Here is a 16726-nt window from a genome sequence, read left to right on the forward strand (position 1 = left end):
GTCTGATCCTGCACATCCCGGCGTCCGGGGCCCCCTTCTCCACAGATGGCGGCGGGCAGGCCGGGTGTCTTACCCGGATCGGCGAGGCTTGGGTTCATGACAGACACGACGCTCTGGATTCCACACCTGCGTGGACGGCCAGCTGACCGACCCGGACGGGAACTATCCACAGGCGGGGAGACAGCATCGTCAGGCGCCGGCACAGGAGTCGTCCTGATCCAGCCGGAGGACCAGCTGCTGCAGGATGACATAGCCCGGATCGCCGTCGCGGCGGGGGTCGAGATGCAGATCGCGGGCGATGCAGCGGAGGCGCTGTGGCTGCGCCCGCAGACCGTGCTGCTCACTCCTGATTTTCTCCGTACTGCCGGCCACCGCTCGCTCGGCGGACTTCGGGACACGGAAACCATCTGCGTGGGTCCGGACAGTGCTGGCCTGTGGTCAGACGCGGCCCGTTGCGGCATGGACCGCGTGGCGGCCCTGCCGGCAGCCGGGGCCTGGCTTGCCGAACACCTGGCGCGGAGGAACGGGCCCCGCGGCCGGGTCGTTGGGATTGCCGGAACGTTTGGAGGGGCCGGGGGATCAACACTCGCCTGCCTGCTGGCGCAGCGGGCGGCACAGACAGGCAGGGGTGTGCTGCTTGCTGACGTTGACGACTGTGGAGGAGGCCTGGAGTACCGCCTGGGAGCCGAAGGCATTCCGGGACTGCGGTGGCCGGACCTGGCCGACGTGCGGGGAACCCTGAATCCCGAACAGCTGGTCTCTGCCCTGCCTGATGTTGGGGGCTTTTCCCTGCTGACAAGACCTGCAGGTGAACCGGTGCAGGCGGGCCAGGAAGCGGAGGTCCTGCCGTCAGTGCTCGAAGCCGTCCGTTACGCCTTCGACCTCACGTTTCTCGATCTGGGAACCTGCCCGCGGCCGGGCAGCCTGGTCCTGGGCCACTGTGACGCTCTGTTGGTTGTCCTGTCCGGACGGACGCAGCTGCTCCTGGCTGCACGTTCCTGGTGGGGGTCGCTGCAGGCGAGTGCCCCGGACACCTTCGCGGTTGTCCGTGGCCCCTTCGGAGAAGGACTCGACGAGGTCCGTGTTTCCGAGGCAGCGGGCATCCGCCTCGCGGGATACCTGCCCTGCGTGCGGGCCGTCGCGGCGGCGGAAGACAGGGGCAGGTTGCTGGAACTGAGGCGGCGCAGGTTCAGGCGTGCCCTGGCACGGATCCTCGATGCTGTTGACCCGGCTCCGGGTGACGCATGACGTCCCGTCCGGGCGGAAAGGAGCACAATGGTGCGGCGGGGCCGGTGCCGGAACACTCCCGCAGACACGCCCGCCGGACCGCCGGCCTGCAGCAGGATTCCGGAACGTACAGTCCCGGCTTGGTGTCCCAGGTGCGGGCGGACCTTCTCGCCAGCGAAACCCCGGTCACGGGCACAAGGCTGGCCGCAGCTGTCCATGCCAGCGGACGCCTCCTCGGCTCTGAGGGTGGCCTGCTCGCGGTGGATCGGGTCAGGGCCGACCTGCAGGGACTGGGCCCGCTTCAGCCCCTGCTGCGCGATCCCGGGCTGACCGACATCCTGGTGAACGCGCCGGACCAGGTCTGGACGGACACCGGAGCCGGTCTGGAGCTCACGGGGATCAGGTTCGAATCCGACGCCGATGTGCGGGCTCTGGCCGGCCGGCTGCTCGCGGCCGGCGGCAGGAGGCTGGATGATTCCTGCCCGTGCGCGGATGTCCAGCTGGGCGATCACCGCGTGCACGCCGTCCTGGCCCCGGTCTCCACCGGAACCACGCTGCTCTCGATCCGGATGCGGCGCCCGAAGAGCTTTACCCTTTCCGAACTCCTTGCGGCGGGGACCTTCGATGAAGAAGGAGAGCAGCTGCTGCGTCGGATTGTCGCCCGCCGCCTGAACTTCCTGGTCAGCGGTGCCACCGGCACCGGAAAGACCACGCTGCTCTCAACGCTCCTGGGACTGTGCGCGTCCGGCGAGCGCCTGGTGCTCATCGAAGATGCAGCGGAGCTGGACCCCCGGCACCCGCACGTGGTGGGGCTGCAGTGCAGGCACACCAATGTGGAGGGAGCGGGTTCCATTGACCTGGCGGAACTGGTCCGGCAGGGACTGCGAATGCGTCCGGACCGTTTGGTGGTCGGTGAGTGCCGCGGAGCGGAGATACGGGAACTGCTGGCCGCCATGAACACCGGGCATGACGGCGCCGGGGGCACCATCCACGCCAACTCTGCATCAACAGTGCCGGCCCGGCTGGCTGCCCTGGGCGCACTGGCCGGGATGAGCAGCGATGCGCTCGCCCTGCAAGCTGCGGGAGCGCTGGACGCCGTCGTCCATATGGAGCGCACGCCGGCCGGCCGGCGCATCGGGGAGATCGGGATCTTTTCCATTGCGGCACACGGAGAGCTGAGAGTCATGCCTGCTTGGAAGCCGGGTGGCCAGCCGCGCCAGCCGGGATGGGATGAGTTGCAGCAGAGGCTGGCCGGCGGGAATGGCCCGGGATGAGGCTCCGCGAAGAGGTGTCCAGCCGCGGTTCCTGTCCCGATACCTGCCCCTGGATGTGTGCGGTTCAGCGGGTGCCCGGGGGATGAGGGGATGACGGGATGGACGGTGGGTGCCCTGCTCGCGCTCGCGGGGATTCTGCTGGCGTGGGACGTCTCCAGGCTGCCGGGGAAGCACCGGACTGCGGGTGCCCCGGCACAGAGCCACAGTACGGAGCAGAGAGCTGGAATGGAGGAAGGACGCCATCATTCATTCCGCTTGCGTGCGAAGACCGGTCGAGCCGGATCCTACCGGGACGACGAGCTGCACCGGTTTCCGCTTCTGCTGCAGCAGCTCGCGGGTCTGTTGTCTGCAGGCAGGACTCCGAGGGAACTGTGGGCGGACGCTGCACGCCTGAGCAGGCAGGATGAGGTCATCGGCGGGGGACGGGGACAATCCGCCGCGATTCTCGAAGCCGCTGCCCGTGCGGCCGCCCTGGGCATGAGCCCGGTTCCTGTTTTCCAGCGGGCGGCGGAGGCGGCGGGAGGGGAGGATCCTTTCGTGGCAATCGTCTGGCAGGACCTGGCGGCCTGTGTCGATGCCTCGGAACGCAGCGGCGCTCCGCTGGCCGGCATACTGGCCCGGTACGGCCGGGAACTGGAGGCGGTCCTGGACTCCGCCGCCGCGCGTGCCACAGCGATGTCCGGTCCGAAAGCGACGATGAAGCTCCTGACCTGGCTTCCTGCCGCCGGACTCCTGATGGGGTACCTTCTCGGGGGTAACCCCCTGGCCGTCCTGGCGGGCGGACCCTTGGGGTGGGCCACAGCGCTAACCGGTACGGGGCTGGCGCTGGGCGCACGGACCTGGTCGAAGGCACTGGCGCGCCGTGCGGCGGGAAGCGCAGGCGGACGCTGATGTTCCCGTGGACCCCGTCATGACCGGCATCATTGTGGGCCTGCTGCTGGGCGTTGCCGTTGCCGTCTTTTTCAGGCTGGCAAGGCACAACGGTCCCGGCACGGCGCGGGATGGGGCCGGCGGCGGCCCAGGACCGGGACTGCAAGTCCACCGGCCCGAGCGCACTTATCGCAGCGCCCTCAGCAGCGACCCGGCTTTGATCCTTGATCTTGCGGGAGCCATGCTCACCGCCGGACGTCCGCTGCCTTCAGCCCTGCGGATTGTCGCCGGGACCGCGGATCCGCACACGGCACGGATGCTGCACCGTCTGGTGACGGCAGTGGAACTCGGCGCGCCGTGGGCGGCAGCATGGGAGCTGGCCCTCGACGGCGAAGTGCCGGACGAAGCGAGGAGCAACGCAGGAGCGCTCAGGAGTTCCCTGGGGTTTGCTGCGACGAGTGGCGCGCCTTCCGCCGCCGTCCTGTATGCCCAGGCAGCCCAGATCCGCCGCCGGCGTTCCCGGGAGGCTGAACGCCGGGCCGCAGCGCTGGGAGTTCAGCTGGTCCTTCCGCTGGGCTTGTGCGCCCTCCCGGCGTTTATCTGCCTGGCGGTAGTGCCGCTGGTGCTTACTTTGCTGCCCGCATTCTGAGCCTTCTTCCTCCACAGCAGGGGCACCGGGGCTCGGTTTGTACTTTTCCGGGGTTTCAGTCTCAGGTGCAGAACGTATAGTCGCCGATTTGGGCGCAGCCGCCACCGGGGCCGCTACCTGCAGGAGGCGGCGTCCAGCCACCGCCACCGCCACCGGGCGCAGGTACTACCGGAGCCGGTGCAGGCGCCGGAGCGGGCGCAGGTGCCGGTGCAGGGACGTACGGAGCCGGAGCAGGGACGTAGGTGGTGGTGGTGTGGCCCGGCCCCTGCGGAGCGTCAAGGCGGTAGTCTCCCGAGTACTGCGGGGGAGCAGCAGCCGCAGCGTCCGCAGCAGCGGCCTCGGCAGCGGCGGCTTCCTCCGCTGCCTTGGCTTCTTCGGCAGCCTTCGCCTCCTCTGCTTCCTTGGCCATTGCTTCGGCGGCCTTCCTGGCGGCAGCCTCTTCAGCGGCACGCTTTGCTTCAGCCTGGAATGCCGTGACATCGCTGCTGAGCTTCTTGGTGGCATCGGTGAGAGCAGCTGTCTGGGAGGTGACATCCTCAGCCGCAGCCTGCATGGCCTCTGCCTCGGAACGGCTGGTGCACTCGATGCCCAGCTCGGACTTCTTCAGACTGTCCGTACGGCCGTCCAGACCCTTCAGGAGCTTTGCGGCACCCTTGTGGTCTGCGTAGCCCTTGGTCTCGTCTGCTGCGGAGCGAGCCTTCTTAGCCGCTTCCTGGGACTTGCCGGCGGCGGTGGAAGCCTTCTCTGCAGCCACTGTCGCCGCGGTGCAGAGTTCTGCGGTCTTGCCGTTGCTGACGTTGACACCGACGATGGTGCCTGCGGTCAGCACGAGCACTGCGGCTGCGCCCAGGCCGGTGATGAGCAGCTTCTTCTTCCTGCTCGGAGTGGTGGTTGGTTCTTCGCTCATGGCGGTGATTTCCTTACGTGTTGGCGGGCTCGGTTATCACCGCGGCGCCGAATGATGGTTGGTTTGCCTGCCGGTCTCTATCGGTTCCGGACTGGCTTGTGAAAGGGCCCGGGTCGGTTTGAGACATGACTGTTCCGTGGGCCGGGCGCAGGGTTGGTTCAAATTACATGGCCAGCCAGAAGTCGAGTATCGACAGCACTGTGTGCCTTCCCGGCGATTACCTGTCTGGCGGTGGTGCCTCTGGTGCTTACATTGCTGCCCGCGTTCCGAGCCTTCTTCCTCCACAAGCACAGGGGTGGCGAGGCTTGTCCAGAACGGGGACCAGGGCGAACCGCAGGGCGTGACACAGGCGAAGAATCAATCAGGCAGACACAAGCCCAGCAGGAACCTACAAGGAGTGAAAATGTCCTCAATGCATGCAGCTGTAAAATTTGCGCCACAAAGCACGGCACCCGTGCTCCGCCGGGCGGCGCTCCCCGAAGCGGCGCCCGGGCATGATGCCCAGGTTGCGAACCCCTTTCCCCTCCGCGAACCGGAGCCGGATCACGGCCGGCCACCGGCCACGGTGACGGACATACGTACCAAGCGCAGGCAGTTGCCGGCCGTTCATGAGCCGGAGGCTGGCATGGCCACTGCGGAATATGCCATTGCCACCCTCGCTGCAGTGGCATTCGCAGCGCTCCTTGCCGCCGTTCTGGGCAGCGGCGATGTCCGTGAGCTGCTGATGTCGCTGATCCGGGCGGCACTGAGTTTCGGATGAACCGGCAGCGGGGGCACCTCCGGCAGCCGGGGCGCCTTCAGCGGCTGGGAAGAGCGGACGCCGGCAGCAGTGCCGCAGCCCGGTCGCCGGAACTCGGAGCGGTGACGGCGGAACTGGCCGTTGCACTGCCAGCGGCAGTTGTGGTGCTGGCAGGGCTGCTTACCGGAGCGGCAGCCGGAATCACCCAGCTTCGGTTGGAGGAAGCGGCACGGGCAGCAGCCAGGCAGGTCATGCGCGGCGAGGCCGATGCTGCCTCCGGGACCGTCGCCCGGCTGGCCGGATCCGACGCAGTTCTCAGTCTGGCTCCTGAGGGGGAGTGGGTAATGGTCCGGGTGGAATCAGGTGTGAAGGCACCACTGCTGGAGCACCTTCCCTTCACCCTCTCCGCGCAGGCCGCCGCCCTGCCGGAGGAGGCTCCATGACGCTGACGCGCAGGAACCGAAGAAGCAGCAATCCTGTGCGCGGCCCTGGACCATGCCACGGTCAGGGCACGCACCCAGTGGGAGAGGAAGGAGCAGGAACAGTTCTGGTGCTGGCCATCGTGCTCGGACTGATCGCAGTCATCGTGGGGGTGCTGCTGCTCGTCCAGGCAACAGTGGGAGCTGCCCGCGCCGGAACGGCAGCGGACCTGGCAGCATTGGCCGGAGCTGACACGCTTCGGGGACTGCGGACAGGGGATCCCTGCACCGTCGCCGGGGAAGTGGCCGGACGGAATGCCTCTGAACTGGCGTCGTGCACCACGGACCTGGGGGACCAGACGGTCACTGTCCACGTGCAGTCGCGTGGCGGAACATTCCTGCCGTGGCCGCCGTCTGCCCGGGCACGGGCAGGTCCGCCGGCCGGCTAACGGAGCTCAGCAGCCGAGCCGGCGGATACCCGGTTTCCAACCGGATCGCCCGAGTTGTCCGAGCCGCCCGAGCCATCAGAGTCGCCCGAGCCGTCCGGCGCGTTGTCCAGCAGCACGTCGATCAGGGTGACGGCGCCCTTCTTATCCAGCGGGTTGTTCTTGTTGCCGCACTTGGGCGACTGCACACACGACGGGCAGCCGCCGTCGCACTCGCAGGACCGGATGGCATCCCGTGTCGCCGTCAGCCAGACGGTCGCCGCTTCATAGGCGCGCTCGGCGAAGCCCGCCCCACCGGGATGGCCGTCATATACGAAGATGGTCGGCTTGCCGGTGTCGGCATGCAGGGCTGTGGAAACGCCGCCGATGTCCCAGCGGTCCGACGTGGCGACCAGGGGCAGCATGCCGATGGAAGCGTGCTCAGCGGCGTGCAGCGACCCGGGGAAATCCGCGGCAGCCAGCCCGGCGCCCAGGAGCAGCTTCTCGTCGATGATGAACCAGACGGCCTTGGTGAACAGCTCCTTGGCCTCAAGCTCAAGCGGCTCTTCGCCCAGGATTTCGTTCGAGACCAGGGCCTTGCGCTGGAAGGAGACCACCTGGGTGGTGACCTTCACCGTGCCGAAGCAGACCGTCACTTCTCCCCATTGGGACGTGCGCTCGGTCTCCATGACATCGATCTGGGTGATGTCCCGGGCCTGGGTATAGAACTCCGGGTTGGTCCGGGTCACCATGGCGCAGTGGTCGGCCTCATTGAGCTCATCCACCAGGAACGTCTGGCCCTGATGCACGTACACCGCTCCGGTGTGCGCCTGGTACTGGCTTTGCGCGCCGTCCATGGTGCCCAGCAGGGTGCCGGTTTCCGACTCGACAATGTTGATGGGTCCGGCACCGGCAGCGCGCAGGTTCACCATCGAGGCAGCGCTCTCTGCATGGGTCCAGAACCAGCCCGCCGGACGGCGCCGGAGGTACCCCTGCGCCACCAGGGAGTCCAGCAGCCCTGCTGCGGTCGGTCCGAAGAGGCTGCGCTCGTCCGGAGTCAGCGGAAGCTCCGCAGCCGCCGCACACAGGTGCGGCCCCAGGACATACGGGTTGGAAGGATCGAACACCGTGGCTTCCACGGAGATGTCGAAGATGGCCTCCGGGTGATGGACCAGGTAGGTGTCCAGCGGGTCGTCGCTGGCAATGAAGGCCGCCAGGGCATCCTGCCCCGACCGTCCGGCCCGGCCGATCTGCTGGAAGAGGGACGCACGGGTTCCCGGCCAGCCGGCCACCAGGACGGCGTCGAGGCCGGAAATGTCGATCCCCAGTTCCAGCGCCGAGGTGCTGGCAATGCCCAGCAGTGCTCCGCTGCGCAGCTGGTTCTCCAGCTCGCGCCGTTCTTCCGGGAGGTACCCGGACCGGTAGGCCGCCACCCTCCCGGGCAGCGACGGATGGACCTCGTCCAGCAGCCGGCGGCTGATCGTGGCGATGGCCTCAGCGCCGCGGCGGGATTTTATGAAGGCGATGGTGCGCACCTGGGCCGAAACCAGGTTCGCCAGCAGGTCGGAGGTTTCGGCGATCACCGTCCGGCGCTCGCGGGCTCCGTTTTCGCCTTTCAGTTCGGTCAGCTGCGGTTCCCAGAGCGCCACGGTAGTCGCTCCGTGCGGGGAATAGTCACGGGTCACGGCGTGGACGTCCCCGCCGATCAGCCGCCCAAAGGACTGCGCAGGGTCCGCCGAGGTGGCGGAGGCGCCAATGAACACCGGATCGGCACCGTAATAGGCGCAGATCCGGCGCAGCCGCCGCATCAGGTTCGCCACATTCGACCCGAATACACCCCGGTAGCTGTGGGCCTCATCGATGATGACGTACTTCAGGCGCCGGAAGAAGCGTGCCCACCAGGTGTGGTTGGGCAGCACGCCGAAGTGCAGCATGTCCGGGTTGGCCAGCACCATGTTCGCGTGGTCCCGGATCCAGCGCCTGGCACCCGGGTCCGTGTCGCCGTCGTACGTTTCCGCCCTGAGCGTGGGGAGGCGCAGCGCGTTCAGGGCGGCAAGCTGGTCCGCGGCGAGCGCCTTCGTGGGTGAGAGGTAGAGGGCCACAGAGCCGGTGGGCTCCAGGCTGACCCGGTCATCCAGTGCAGTGCGGTGAATCTCGTCCAGCACTGGCAGCTGGTACGCCAGCGACTTTCCCGAGGCCGTGCCGGTGGAGATGATCGTGTGCCTGCCGGAGTGGGCAGACTCGGCCGCCTCCGCCTGGTGCCGCCAGGGAAGGTGGACGCCCAGCCGTTCGTAGGCCGAGAGCACATCGGGGTGGGCCCAGTGGGGCCACGGCACCGTCTGCGCCTGCCGGGCCGGGATCTCATGGACGTGGACCAGCTGCTCCGGTTCGGCGCCGCCGCCCAGCAGCGGGATCAGGGAATCGTGTAAGGCCACGCGGCCATTCTCCCACCGGTGTGCCCGGGACCGGGACCCGGACGCCCCGGGGTCCGCGGCAGGCGAAATCAGCTACAGCCGGGGTTCGAACATCATCACGCTGGCCAGCGATTCCCAGCCCAGGTAGCGGTACAGTTCCAGCCCGGTTTCCGGTGAGATGAGCAGCCCGGTCTCGGCGTCGTGTTCCAGGGCGACGGCGGTCAGGGCCCGCATCACGTAGCTGCCCAGTCCGCGGCGGCGGAAGTCCGGTTCCGTGGCGATCTGGTCGTAGACCGCGTACCCGTCCACCACCGCAACGTGGCCGAGGGCGGCAGGTTCGCCGTCCAGGGTGACGAGCACCCTCCCTCCGGTGCCGCTGCGGAACGTCTCGGCCTCGAATCCGTCCGGGGGAAGCGGATCCTCGATGTCCTGCCCGTCCATGTCCAGCACCATGAACACTTCGTCGGTGGACCTGACCGACAGCCCGTAGACGTTGGCCGCGCCGTTGAATTCGCCGATCCGCGAGGTGACGATGGTGAACAGCCGCCCCGCGCCCTGCCGCGCCGACGAAGCCAGCGCCGCGAATTCGTCATGCGAAGGCTCCAGCGCGAAATACTCCCAGTTATTGGTTTTGTCGTGGAGGAATGCCGCAGGAAACCGGCCCTCGCGGCGCGTCTGGTAACCGCGGGCAAGGGCCCACCCGGTAAACCACGTGTCCAGGAGATCGTCGGTTAGCGCGTTCATGAATGAACACTAGCCCGCAGCTCCAGCCTGCGGCAGGGCTGAACCCAAAACCCGGATTTCCCCCGCCGGTCTACCCTTAAGACGTGGCTGTTAACCGAATTGCTCTCTACTACGCTTTCACCCCTCTTTCCGACCCGGAGGCCATCCGCCTCTGGCAGCGGGCCCTCTGCGAAAAGCTGGGCCTCCGTGGGCGGATCCTGGTTTCCACGGACGGCATCAACGGAACCGTTGGCGGCGAACTGGGTGCCGTCAAGGCCTACGTGAAGGCAACCAGGGAATACCCCGCCTTCAAGAAAATGGACATCAAGTACTCCGAGGGCTCGGCGGACGACTTCCCGCGGCTGAGCGTGAAGGTCCGTCCCGAGATCGTGAGCTTCGGTGCTCCCGGTGAGCTCAAGGTCGACGAAAACGGTGTTGTGGGCGGCGGCACGCACCTGCGGCCCGAAGAGCTGCACACCTTGGTGGAGGAAAAGAAGGCCCAGGGCGAGGAAGTCGTCTTCTTCGACGGGCGCAACGCCTTCGAAGCCCAGATCGGCAAGTTCAAGGGCGCCGTGGTTCCGGATGTCACCACCACCCACGACTTCATCAAGGAACTGGAATCGGGCAAGTACGACGACCTCAAGGACAAGCCCGTGGTCACCTACTGCACCGGCGGCGTACGCTGCGAAGTGCTTTCCGCGCTGATGGTTAACCGCGGATTCCAGGAGGTCTACCAGATGAAGGGCGGGATCGTCCGCTACGGCGAGACCTTCGGGGACAAGGGGCTGTGGGAGGGCTCGCTGTATGTCTTCGACAAGCGGATGCACATGGAGTTCACTGACGACGCCGCCACGATCGGACAATGCGTCCGCTGCCAGGCTCCGACCAGCAAGTTCGAGAACTGCTCCAACCCGTCCTGCCGCAAGCTCACGCTGTACTGCGCCGAGTGCGCTGCGGATCCCTCCACCCTCCGCTGCCCTGACGGCTGCGCGGACCAGGACGGCGCACACTAGCACTGCCCCACCCGCTGAGGCACCCCGCCAAAGCCCCGCCTGACGGTTATCCGCCGCCCGGTGCCTTCCCGTCCCCAAATGCTCCTGCGGCTGGTACGCTCCCGCGCACGGCCGACCGGCCGGACACGGTTCGTCCCTGCCCCTGACGGGCAGGGCCGCGGAAAGGCACTGGGGATGGAAAGCACAGAAACGAGCGGCACCTCAGCCGCACAGGGCATGCCGGCCGGCATGCCAGAGGTATCCGGTACACCGGCAGCGGAGCCGGCCGAACATCAGGCAGGCAAAGACGCCGGCGCCGGATGGGACCGGATCACGGATGTCCTGGTCGTGGGAAGCGGCGGTGCGGCACTGACCGCGGCCATAACCGCTGCGGACTCCGGACAGGATGTCCTGGTTGTGGAAAGTACCGATGTGTGGGGCGGGACTACGGCGATTTCGGGCGGCGGACTGTGGATGCCCAACAATCCGCTCATGCGCGCCGACGGCGTCAGCGACAGCGAGAAGAAGGCACTGACCTACATGGAAGAGGTCATCGGGGACGTAGGTCCGGCTTCCTCCCCGGAACGCAAGGTGGCCTTCCTGCGAACGGTTCCGGAACTGGTGGATTTCCTGGCCGGGCTCGGAGTGCAGTGGATGAGGTCGAAGGACTACCCGGATTACTATCCGGACCGTCCCGGCGGAATGATTGGCCGCTCCCTCGAAGTAAAGCCGTTCGACACCCGGCTGCTTGGCCCGTGGTTCAACAAGGCGAGGGCAAAATCCCAGGGCATGCCGGTGCCGCTGACGACAGACGATGTCTGGGAAATTTCCCGCGCCTGGTCCACGCCCGGCGGCTTTGTCCGCGGCGCCCGCTTTGTCTTCCGCACCCTAGGTGGACTGCTGGCCGGCAAGCGGCTGTTCGGTACCGGCGGAGCGTTGACATCGTCCCTGATGTACATAGTCCGCAACCAGCAGACCCCGGTCTGGCTCTCCTCCCCGTTGACGGACCTGATCCAGGATGAGGACGGGGCAGTGATCGGCGCGGTCGTCACGCGCGGCGGGAAACCGGTGCGGATCCGCGTGCGTTCCGGGGTGATTCTCGGTGCGGGCGGCTTCGCGCGGAACGCGGAGTGGCGGGAGAAATACCACGGGCTGGAACGGGAGTACTCTTCAGCGCCCGACGGCGATCAGGGCACGGTGATCGAATTGGTCAGCCAGCTCGGCGGAGGCCTGGCGCTGATGGATGACGCCTGGTGGGGGCCGTCGACAGTCGGTCCGACCGGCAGGGTCACCTTCACACTGGCCGAGAGGTCCATGCCGTTCTCCCTGGTGGTGGACGGGGAAGGCAACCGATACCTCAACGAGTCCGAGTCCTACGTGGACTTCGGCCACCACATGCTCGAACACCAAGCCGTGGCCCCTTCAGTGCCCAGTTGGCTGGTCACTGACGTCCGGCACGCCCAGCGCTACCTCAACTCCTCACTGGTGACGGGACGGAAGAAGTGGCGCCGCGCCGGGCTGCTGCTCCGGGCAGACACCCTGGCGGGCCTGGCCGAGCAAATGGGCCTGCCGGCCGGAGCCCTTGAAGCCACGGTGGAACGGTTCAACGACTTCGCGCGCCGCGGCGTGGATGAGGACTTTAACCGGGGTGCCACCGCGTATGACAACTACTACGGCGATCCGCGGGTCAAGCCGAACCCGAACCTCGGTCCGCTGGAAAAGGGTCCCTTCTACGCCATCCGGCTTTACCCCGGAGACCTGGGCACCAAGGGCGGCCTGGTGACCGATGAAGAGGCGAGGGTGCTCCGGGAAGACGGAAGCCTGATTCCCGGGCTCTATGCCGCTGGCAACACCACGGCATCGGTGATGGGCCGCACGTACCCCGGCGCCGGGTCCACGATCGCTCCGGCGATGGTCTTCGGCTACCGTGCTGCACGCCATGCTGCTGCCCGGTCCGAGTCCCTCCCTTCCGCCGTTGCGGAGTCCATGGCCTAGGCAAGGCAGAACAGTCAGGAGTTACACACGGATAGGCGCGTTCGGGGGGACGCCCCTATCCGTGTGCAGTCTTCGTTCCCGGCACGGCACCGAAGGCCGCCGGTGCCGTGACCTCCTTCAGTGCTGACACCGCTTCCTCGAACATGCTGCCCGGGTCAGGGCGGGAGCCCGTACTTCCTTCCCTGGCGAAGCGCTCCCAGGCCACACGCCAGGTGCAGGCGATCAATTCCGCGACGAGGAGTCCGTGCATCGGTTCGAGCACGCTCCGCTCCGTGAGGGACCTGCTGAGTTCTTTCACCAGACGGAGCTCCTGGCGGCGGACGATGTCCAGCAGTTTGGGGTCGCGCTCCAGCAGGCGGGAGATGCGGATGAACTCATGCTGCGTGACCTCGCGGTCCAGGTGACCGCGGCACACCTCGATGAGCCGGCCCATGATTTCGGCGGGGGACAGGGAAGCGTCGAGCTGGTGGGAAACGAGTGCCGTGATGAGTTCCGGCTGGCCGGGCACAGCCGCAGCTTCCTTCGACTCGAAATACCGGAAAAAGGTCCTGTCCGAGATTCCGGCTCGCTCAGCTATCCGGGCCACGGTCACAGCGTCCAAACCCTCGCTTTCAATGAGGTCCAGGGCAGCTTTCTGGATCTCCCGCCGGGTTGCTTCCTTGCGGTCTTCCCTGACTCCCATGCCGCGCCTCCTCGGCTGATTCCCCGTTGTTTTCTGTCACAGTCTGCCACTTTCGGGCCAGACATCGTGACAGTGTGTGACACAATTTCCCAGTTCCAGTCTACGAGGAAGAGGAAGTTCTTGAGTCACGAAACCACCGAAGCGGGAGTCGCACAGCAGGCTCCTGCGGCACTGCCGGTCCTGCCCGTCCGGCAGCTCACGGGAATCATCGGAGCACTGGCGCTCGCTGCCTTCCTGATGATCCTGAATGAAACGGTCCTGACCGTTGCCCTGCCGAGCGTCATGGCGGACATGGGCGTCTCCGAAACGTCGGGGCAATGGCTCACCACGGGGTTCCTCCTGACCATGTCGGTCGTGATTCCCACCACCGGCTTCCTGCTCCAGCGGTTCACGACCCGGAGCCTGTTCATCTTCGCCCTGGGCAGTTTCCTGGCGGGAACGCTGCTGGCTGTCTTCGCACCCAGCTTTGCTGTGCTGCTCATCGCCCGGATTGTCCAGGCTGTCGGCACAGCGATCGTCCTGCCGCTGCTGATGACAACCACCCTCACCCATGTCCCGCGCCATAAGCGCGGCGCTGTCATGGGCCTGAACTCCATCGTCATTTCCGTGGGCCCGGCCATTGGGCCGACGGTCTCCGGCGCGATTGTGAACGCATTCAGCTGGCGCTATATCTTCGCGTTGATGCTTCCCCTGGCACTCATCATCCTGGTCCTGGGAATCATCTTCATCAAGATTCCCTCCACCACGCGCAAGCTTCCGGTTGATGTCTTCTCAGTTCTTCTTTCCGCTGTCGCCTTCGGCTTCCTGGTGTATGCCATTTCGAGTGTTGAGCACGCCGCGGACAACCTGCTCCTGACCGCGGGCAGCCTGGTGGTCGGCACGGCGGGACTCGTGCTGTTCGTTACCCGCCAGGTCCGCCTGGCCCGAACGGGCCGTGAACTGCTGAATCTTTCCCCCTTCAGGAACCGCAACTTCAGCATCAGCATCAGCATGATCATGATCGCCATGGGAACCCTTTTGGGTACTGTCATGATCGTCCCGATCATTCTGCAGACCGGGAACGGCGTGAGCACGCTGGCAATTGGGCTGATGCTTCTGCCCGGCGGGCTGGTCCAGGCAATAGCCGCTCCCATCGCCGGACGCGTCTTCGACCGGTTCGGGCCCCGTCCTGTCCTGGTCCCCGGTGCAGCCCTGCTGGCCCTGGGCCAGTGGTTGTATGTCACTGTCACGCCCGACACCGAACTGTGGGTGTTCATGGTGAACCACATCGTCTTCAGCATTGGCCTTGCCATGCTCATGACCGGACTGCTCTCTTCCGCACTGGCCACGGTGGATCCGCGTCTTTATGGGCACGGCTCTGCCATTTTCAACACCGGACAGCAGCTGGGCGGCGCCATTGGAACCACGATTTTTGTGACCGCCTTGTCCATGCTGTCTGCCGGAAGGCTCGAGGCCGGTTCAGATATCGCCGGCTCGCTCTTTGCCGGGGCGCACACCGCGTTCCTGATCGGAGCGATCGTGGCGAGCATCGGCGTCGTGCTGGCGCCTTTCGTCAGGATCCCGCGCCGCTCCTAGTCCGGCACGGGCCTCCCGCGGAGACCTAGACTGGAGCAGTGACTGATTTTTCCCGGATCCCGGGCGCACCGCAGAGTTCCAATCTCCAGCTGCTGGGCGGCCTCGCCGCCGACCTTGCCGATGCCGGCTACACGGTCGACGGCGTCGCCGCCTTCCTGGGCGGGGAGGCCAGTGCGGCGCTGGGCAGGGACCAGGTGGTGCCGGCCATGCTTGCCTGCCAGACAGCGTTCAACGCCGTGGCACCCGAACCGGTTGCGGCAGCCGTGGCGCTGTGGCTGGTGGGGGAGTCCCTGCCCGCGGCGCTGCTGGACGAGGCTTTCCCCCGGACCGGCTCGGCAGGCCTCCAGGGCCTCGGCCTCATCGAGGACGACCCGGAGCGCCCGGACCGCGTTCGCGCCGCGGTGGATCTGCGCCCCTATTCCTTTGACTCGCCGCCTGTGTCCAGCGACGGCGACGACTCCAGCAACGCGGGCGACGGCGACGGGAGACGGGAGGCGCGTCCCGCGACCCTGCTGTGGGTCGCCAGCGACCTCGGCTCCCACCAGCGCCCCGGCGTGCTGCCTCATGACCATGTCCTGGGCATCGGACAGGCTTCCCTCTCCCTGGCCCAGCTGGCCGTCCGCCGCCCGGTGGACAGGGCCCTGGACCTTGGCACCGGCTGCGGCATCCAGGTCTTCCATCTGCTCAGCCACGCGGAGCACGTCACCGCGACGGACATTTCCGAACGCGCTCTGGCGTTCACCCGGTTCAACCTCCTGCTGAACGCCGAGGCACTGGGCATCGACCCCGCCCGTCCGGAAGGCAGGGTCGACCTGCGGCTGGGCAGCATGCTCGAACCGGTGGCCGGGGAACAGTTCGGCCTGGTGGTCACGAATCCGCCGTTCGTCATTACCCCGCGCTCCGCGGAGGAAACCCCGGAGGAACGTTTCACCTACCGCGACGGCGGTCTTCCCGGCGACGCCATTGTGTCCGGGCTGTTCCGCAATCTCGAGAGTGTCCTGGCACCCGGCGGAACCGCGCAGCTGCTCGGCAACTGGGAGATCCAGGGCCGGGCCGAAGAGGACGGCAAGGACGGCTGGAGCGCCAGGCTTCGGTCCTGGCTGCCGGAGTCCATGGATGCCTGGGTGATCCAGCGCGAAGTGCTCAGCCCGGCCGAATACGCCGAGATGTGGCTGCGCGATGCGGCAGAGAACCGGGACCGCGAAGATTACGCCGCGTCTTACGCCGCCTACCTGGCCGATTTTGCGTCCCGCGGAACCACCGGAATCGGCTTCGGGTCGGTCTGGATGCGCCGCCGCACGGACCCTGGGGCCACCACGCTGCGCCGGTTCGAGGAAATCACCCATCCGCTGGGAGCGCCGATCGGACCGCACCTGGCTGCCGCCGTCGACCGTTTTGATTGGGCAGGCGCCCGCCCTGACCTCTCCGGCGAATACCTTGTCGTGGCAGAGGACGTCACCGAGGAACGCCACCAGCGTCCCGGCGCGGAGCACCCGGGCGTGATCCTGCTGCGCCAGGGTGCGGGACTGCGCCGCACCAACCTGATGAGCACGGAGCTCACCGGCTTCGTCTCGGCATGCGACGGCGATTTGCCCGCAGGCGCGATCATCTCTGCGCTGGGTGCCCTGCTGGGCAGGGACGATCCGGAGTTCGCCGCCGGGCTCACAGAAGAGGTGCGCAACCTGGTCCTGGACGGCTTCCTGCTGCCCGCGGATCAGTAGCCCAGAGCACAGCTAAAATGGTCCGGGTCTGCCCGGCTCTGCGGTTATGGTTACCCTTGTGCTTGGGGATTCCCCATACTGTCTAAGGATGAGCGAGCCTGCGGAGCACTGCCG

The 16726-nt window shown here is 67.0% G+C and carries 15 protein-coding genes; 11 read left to right on the forward strand and 4 right to left on the reverse strand.

All coding sequences use genetic code 11. The annotated features are described in order from the left end of the window. Positions 1–96 precede the first annotated feature (96 nt). The 4 genes from ssd (at position 97) to TVB01_RS01540 (ending at position 4020) form a co-directional block, all read left to right on the forward strand. Positions 97–1248, forward strand: coding sequence for a septum site-determining protein Ssd (gene ssd, locus TVB01_RS01525; protein ID WP_422453567.1), 1152 nt, complete (start codon positions 97–99; stop codon positions 1246–1248). 119 nt (positions 1249–1367) lie between these two features. After that, positions 1368–2501: a TadA family conjugal transfer-associated ATPase gene (locus TVB01_RS01530; protein WP_422453568.1), complete on the forward strand. Its 1134-nt coding sequence runs from the start codon at positions 1368–1370 to the stop codon at positions 2499–2501. 255 nt (positions 2502–2756) lie between these two features. After that, positions 2757–3392, forward strand: coding sequence for a hypothetical protein (locus TVB01_RS01535; protein ID WP_422453569.1), 636 nt, complete (start codon positions 2757–2759; stop codon positions 3390–3392). Beyond that, a complete protein-coding gene (locus TVB01_RS01540; protein WP_422453570.1) occupies positions 3364–4020 on the forward strand; it encodes a type II secretion system F family protein in 657 nt (218 codons plus the stop codon). The genes TVB01_RS01535 and TVB01_RS01540 overlap by 29 nt, the downstream gene beginning before the upstream one ends. Before the next feature lie 61 nt (positions 4021–4081). Here the strand turns inward: TVB01_RS01540 and TVB01_RS01545 are convergent, their stop codons facing one another. Beyond that, complete coding sequence (locus TVB01_RS01545; protein WP_422453572.1) at positions 4082–4927, reverse strand: hypothetical protein; 846 nt, start codon at positions 4925–4927, stop codon at positions 4082–4084. A gap of 412 nt (positions 4928–5339) precedes the next feature. Between TVB01_RS01545 and TVB01_RS01550 the strand changes: the two genes are divergently transcribed. From TVB01_RS01550 to TVB01_RS01560, 3 genes are all read left to right on the forward strand, one after another. Further along, complete coding sequence (locus TVB01_RS01550) at positions 5340–5687, forward strand: DUF4244 domain-containing protein (protein WP_422453607.1); 348 nt, start codon at positions 5340–5342, stop codon at positions 5685–5687. Beyond that, entirely contained in the window at positions 5684–6109 is a 426-nt protein-coding gene (locus TVB01_RS01555; protein ID WP_422453573.1) for a TadE family type IV pilus minor pilin, read from the forward strand. The genes TVB01_RS01550 and TVB01_RS01555 overlap by 4 nt, the downstream gene beginning before the upstream one ends. A 77-nt stretch (positions 6110–6186) precedes the next feature. Next, positions 6187–6534: an Rv3654c family TadE-like protein gene (locus tag TVB01_RS01560; protein WP_422453574.1), complete on the forward strand. Its 348-nt coding sequence runs from the start codon at positions 6187–6189 to the stop codon at positions 6532–6534. Here TVB01_RS01560 and TVB01_RS01565 read toward each other — a convergent pair. Together TVB01_RS01565 and TVB01_RS01570 are read right to left on the reverse strand one after the other, a co-directional pair. Further along, on the reverse strand, positions 6531–8945 hold the full coding sequence (locus TVB01_RS01565; protein ID WP_422453575.1) for a DEAD/DEAH box helicase: 2415 nt from the start codon (positions 8943–8945) through the stop codon (positions 6531–6533). The two genes, TVB01_RS01560 and TVB01_RS01565, sit on opposite strands and share 4 nt — an antisense overlap. Positions 8946–9017: 72 nt before the next feature. Beyond that, on the reverse strand, positions 9018–9668 hold the full coding sequence (locus tag TVB01_RS01570) for a GNAT family N-acetyltransferase (RefSeq protein ID WP_422453577.1): 651 nt from the start codon (positions 9666–9668) through the stop codon (positions 9018–9020). A gap of 83 nt (positions 9669–9751) precedes the next feature. Here TVB01_RS01570 and TVB01_RS01575 point away from each other — a divergent pair, with 83 nt between their 5' ends. Further along, complete coding sequence (locus TVB01_RS01575) at positions 9752–10660, forward strand: rhodanese-related sulfurtransferase (protein WP_422453578.1); 909 nt, start codon at positions 9752–9754, stop codon at positions 10658–10660. Between the two features lie 174 nt (positions 10661–10834). Next, positions 10835–12634 carry an FAD-binding protein gene (locus TVB01_RS01580; RefSeq protein WP_422453580.1) on the forward strand — a complete coding sequence of 600 codons (1800 nt, stop codon included), beginning with the start codon at positions 10835–10837 and terminating at the stop codon, positions 12632–12634. Positions 12635–12689: 55 nt separating this feature from the next. Here the strand turns inward: TVB01_RS01580 and TVB01_RS01585 are convergent, their stop codons facing one another. Beyond that, entirely contained in the window at positions 12690–13316 is a 627-nt protein-coding gene (locus tag TVB01_RS01585) for a TetR/AcrR family transcriptional regulator (protein ID WP_422453581.1), read from the reverse strand. 120 nt (positions 13317–13436) lie between these two features. Here TVB01_RS01585 and TVB01_RS01590 point away from each other — a divergent pair, with 120 nt between their 5' ends. Beyond that, positions 13437–14891 (forward strand): MDR family MFS transporter, encoded by a 1455-nt coding sequence (locus TVB01_RS01590; protein ID WP_422453582.1) that lies wholly within the window; start codon positions 13437–13439, stop codon positions 14889–14891. 38 nt (positions 14892–14929) lie between these two features. Further along, entirely contained in the window at positions 14930–16612 is a 1683-nt protein-coding gene (locus TVB01_RS01595) for a DUF7059 domain-containing protein (RefSeq protein ID WP_422453583.1), read from the forward strand. Positions 16613–16726 lie beyond the last annotated feature (114 nt).

This window comes from Arthrobacter sp. 7Tela_A1 (genome assembly GCF_049311065.1).
Taxonomy (GTDB): Bacteria; Actinomycetota; Actinomycetes; order Actinomycetales; family Micrococcaceae; genus Arthrobacter_B.

Excerpts from the sequence above, each read along its gene's own strand:
- TVB01_RS01555 (WP_422453573.1), top strand. The coding sequence starts at position 5,684 with ATGAACCGGCAGCGGGGGCACCTCCGGCAGCCGGGGCGCCTTCAGCGG.
- TVB01_RS01550 (WP_422453607.1), top strand. The coding sequence starts at position 5,340 with ATGCATGCAGCTGTAAAATTTGCGCCACAAAGCACGGCACCCGTGCTC.
- TVB01_RS01580 (WP_422453580.1), top strand. The coding sequence starts at position 10,835 with ATGGAAAGCACAGAAACGAGCGGCACCTCAGCCGCACAGGGCATGCCG.
- TVB01_RS01570 (WP_422453577.1), bottom strand. The coding sequence starts at position 9,668 with ATGAACGCGCTAACCGACGATCTCCTGGACACGTGGTTTACCGGGTGG.
- TVB01_RS01545 (WP_422453572.1), bottom strand. The coding sequence starts at position 4,927 with ATGAGCGAAGAACCAACCACCACTCCGAGCAGGAAGAAGAAGCTGCTC.
- ssd (WP_422453567.1), top strand. The coding sequence starts at position 97 with ATGACAGACACGACGCTCTGGATTCCACACCTGCGTGGACGGCCAGCT.
- TVB01_RS01585 (WP_422453581.1), bottom strand. The coding sequence starts at position 13,316 with ATGGGAGTCAGGGAAGACCGCAAGGAAGCAACCCGGCGGGAGATCCAG.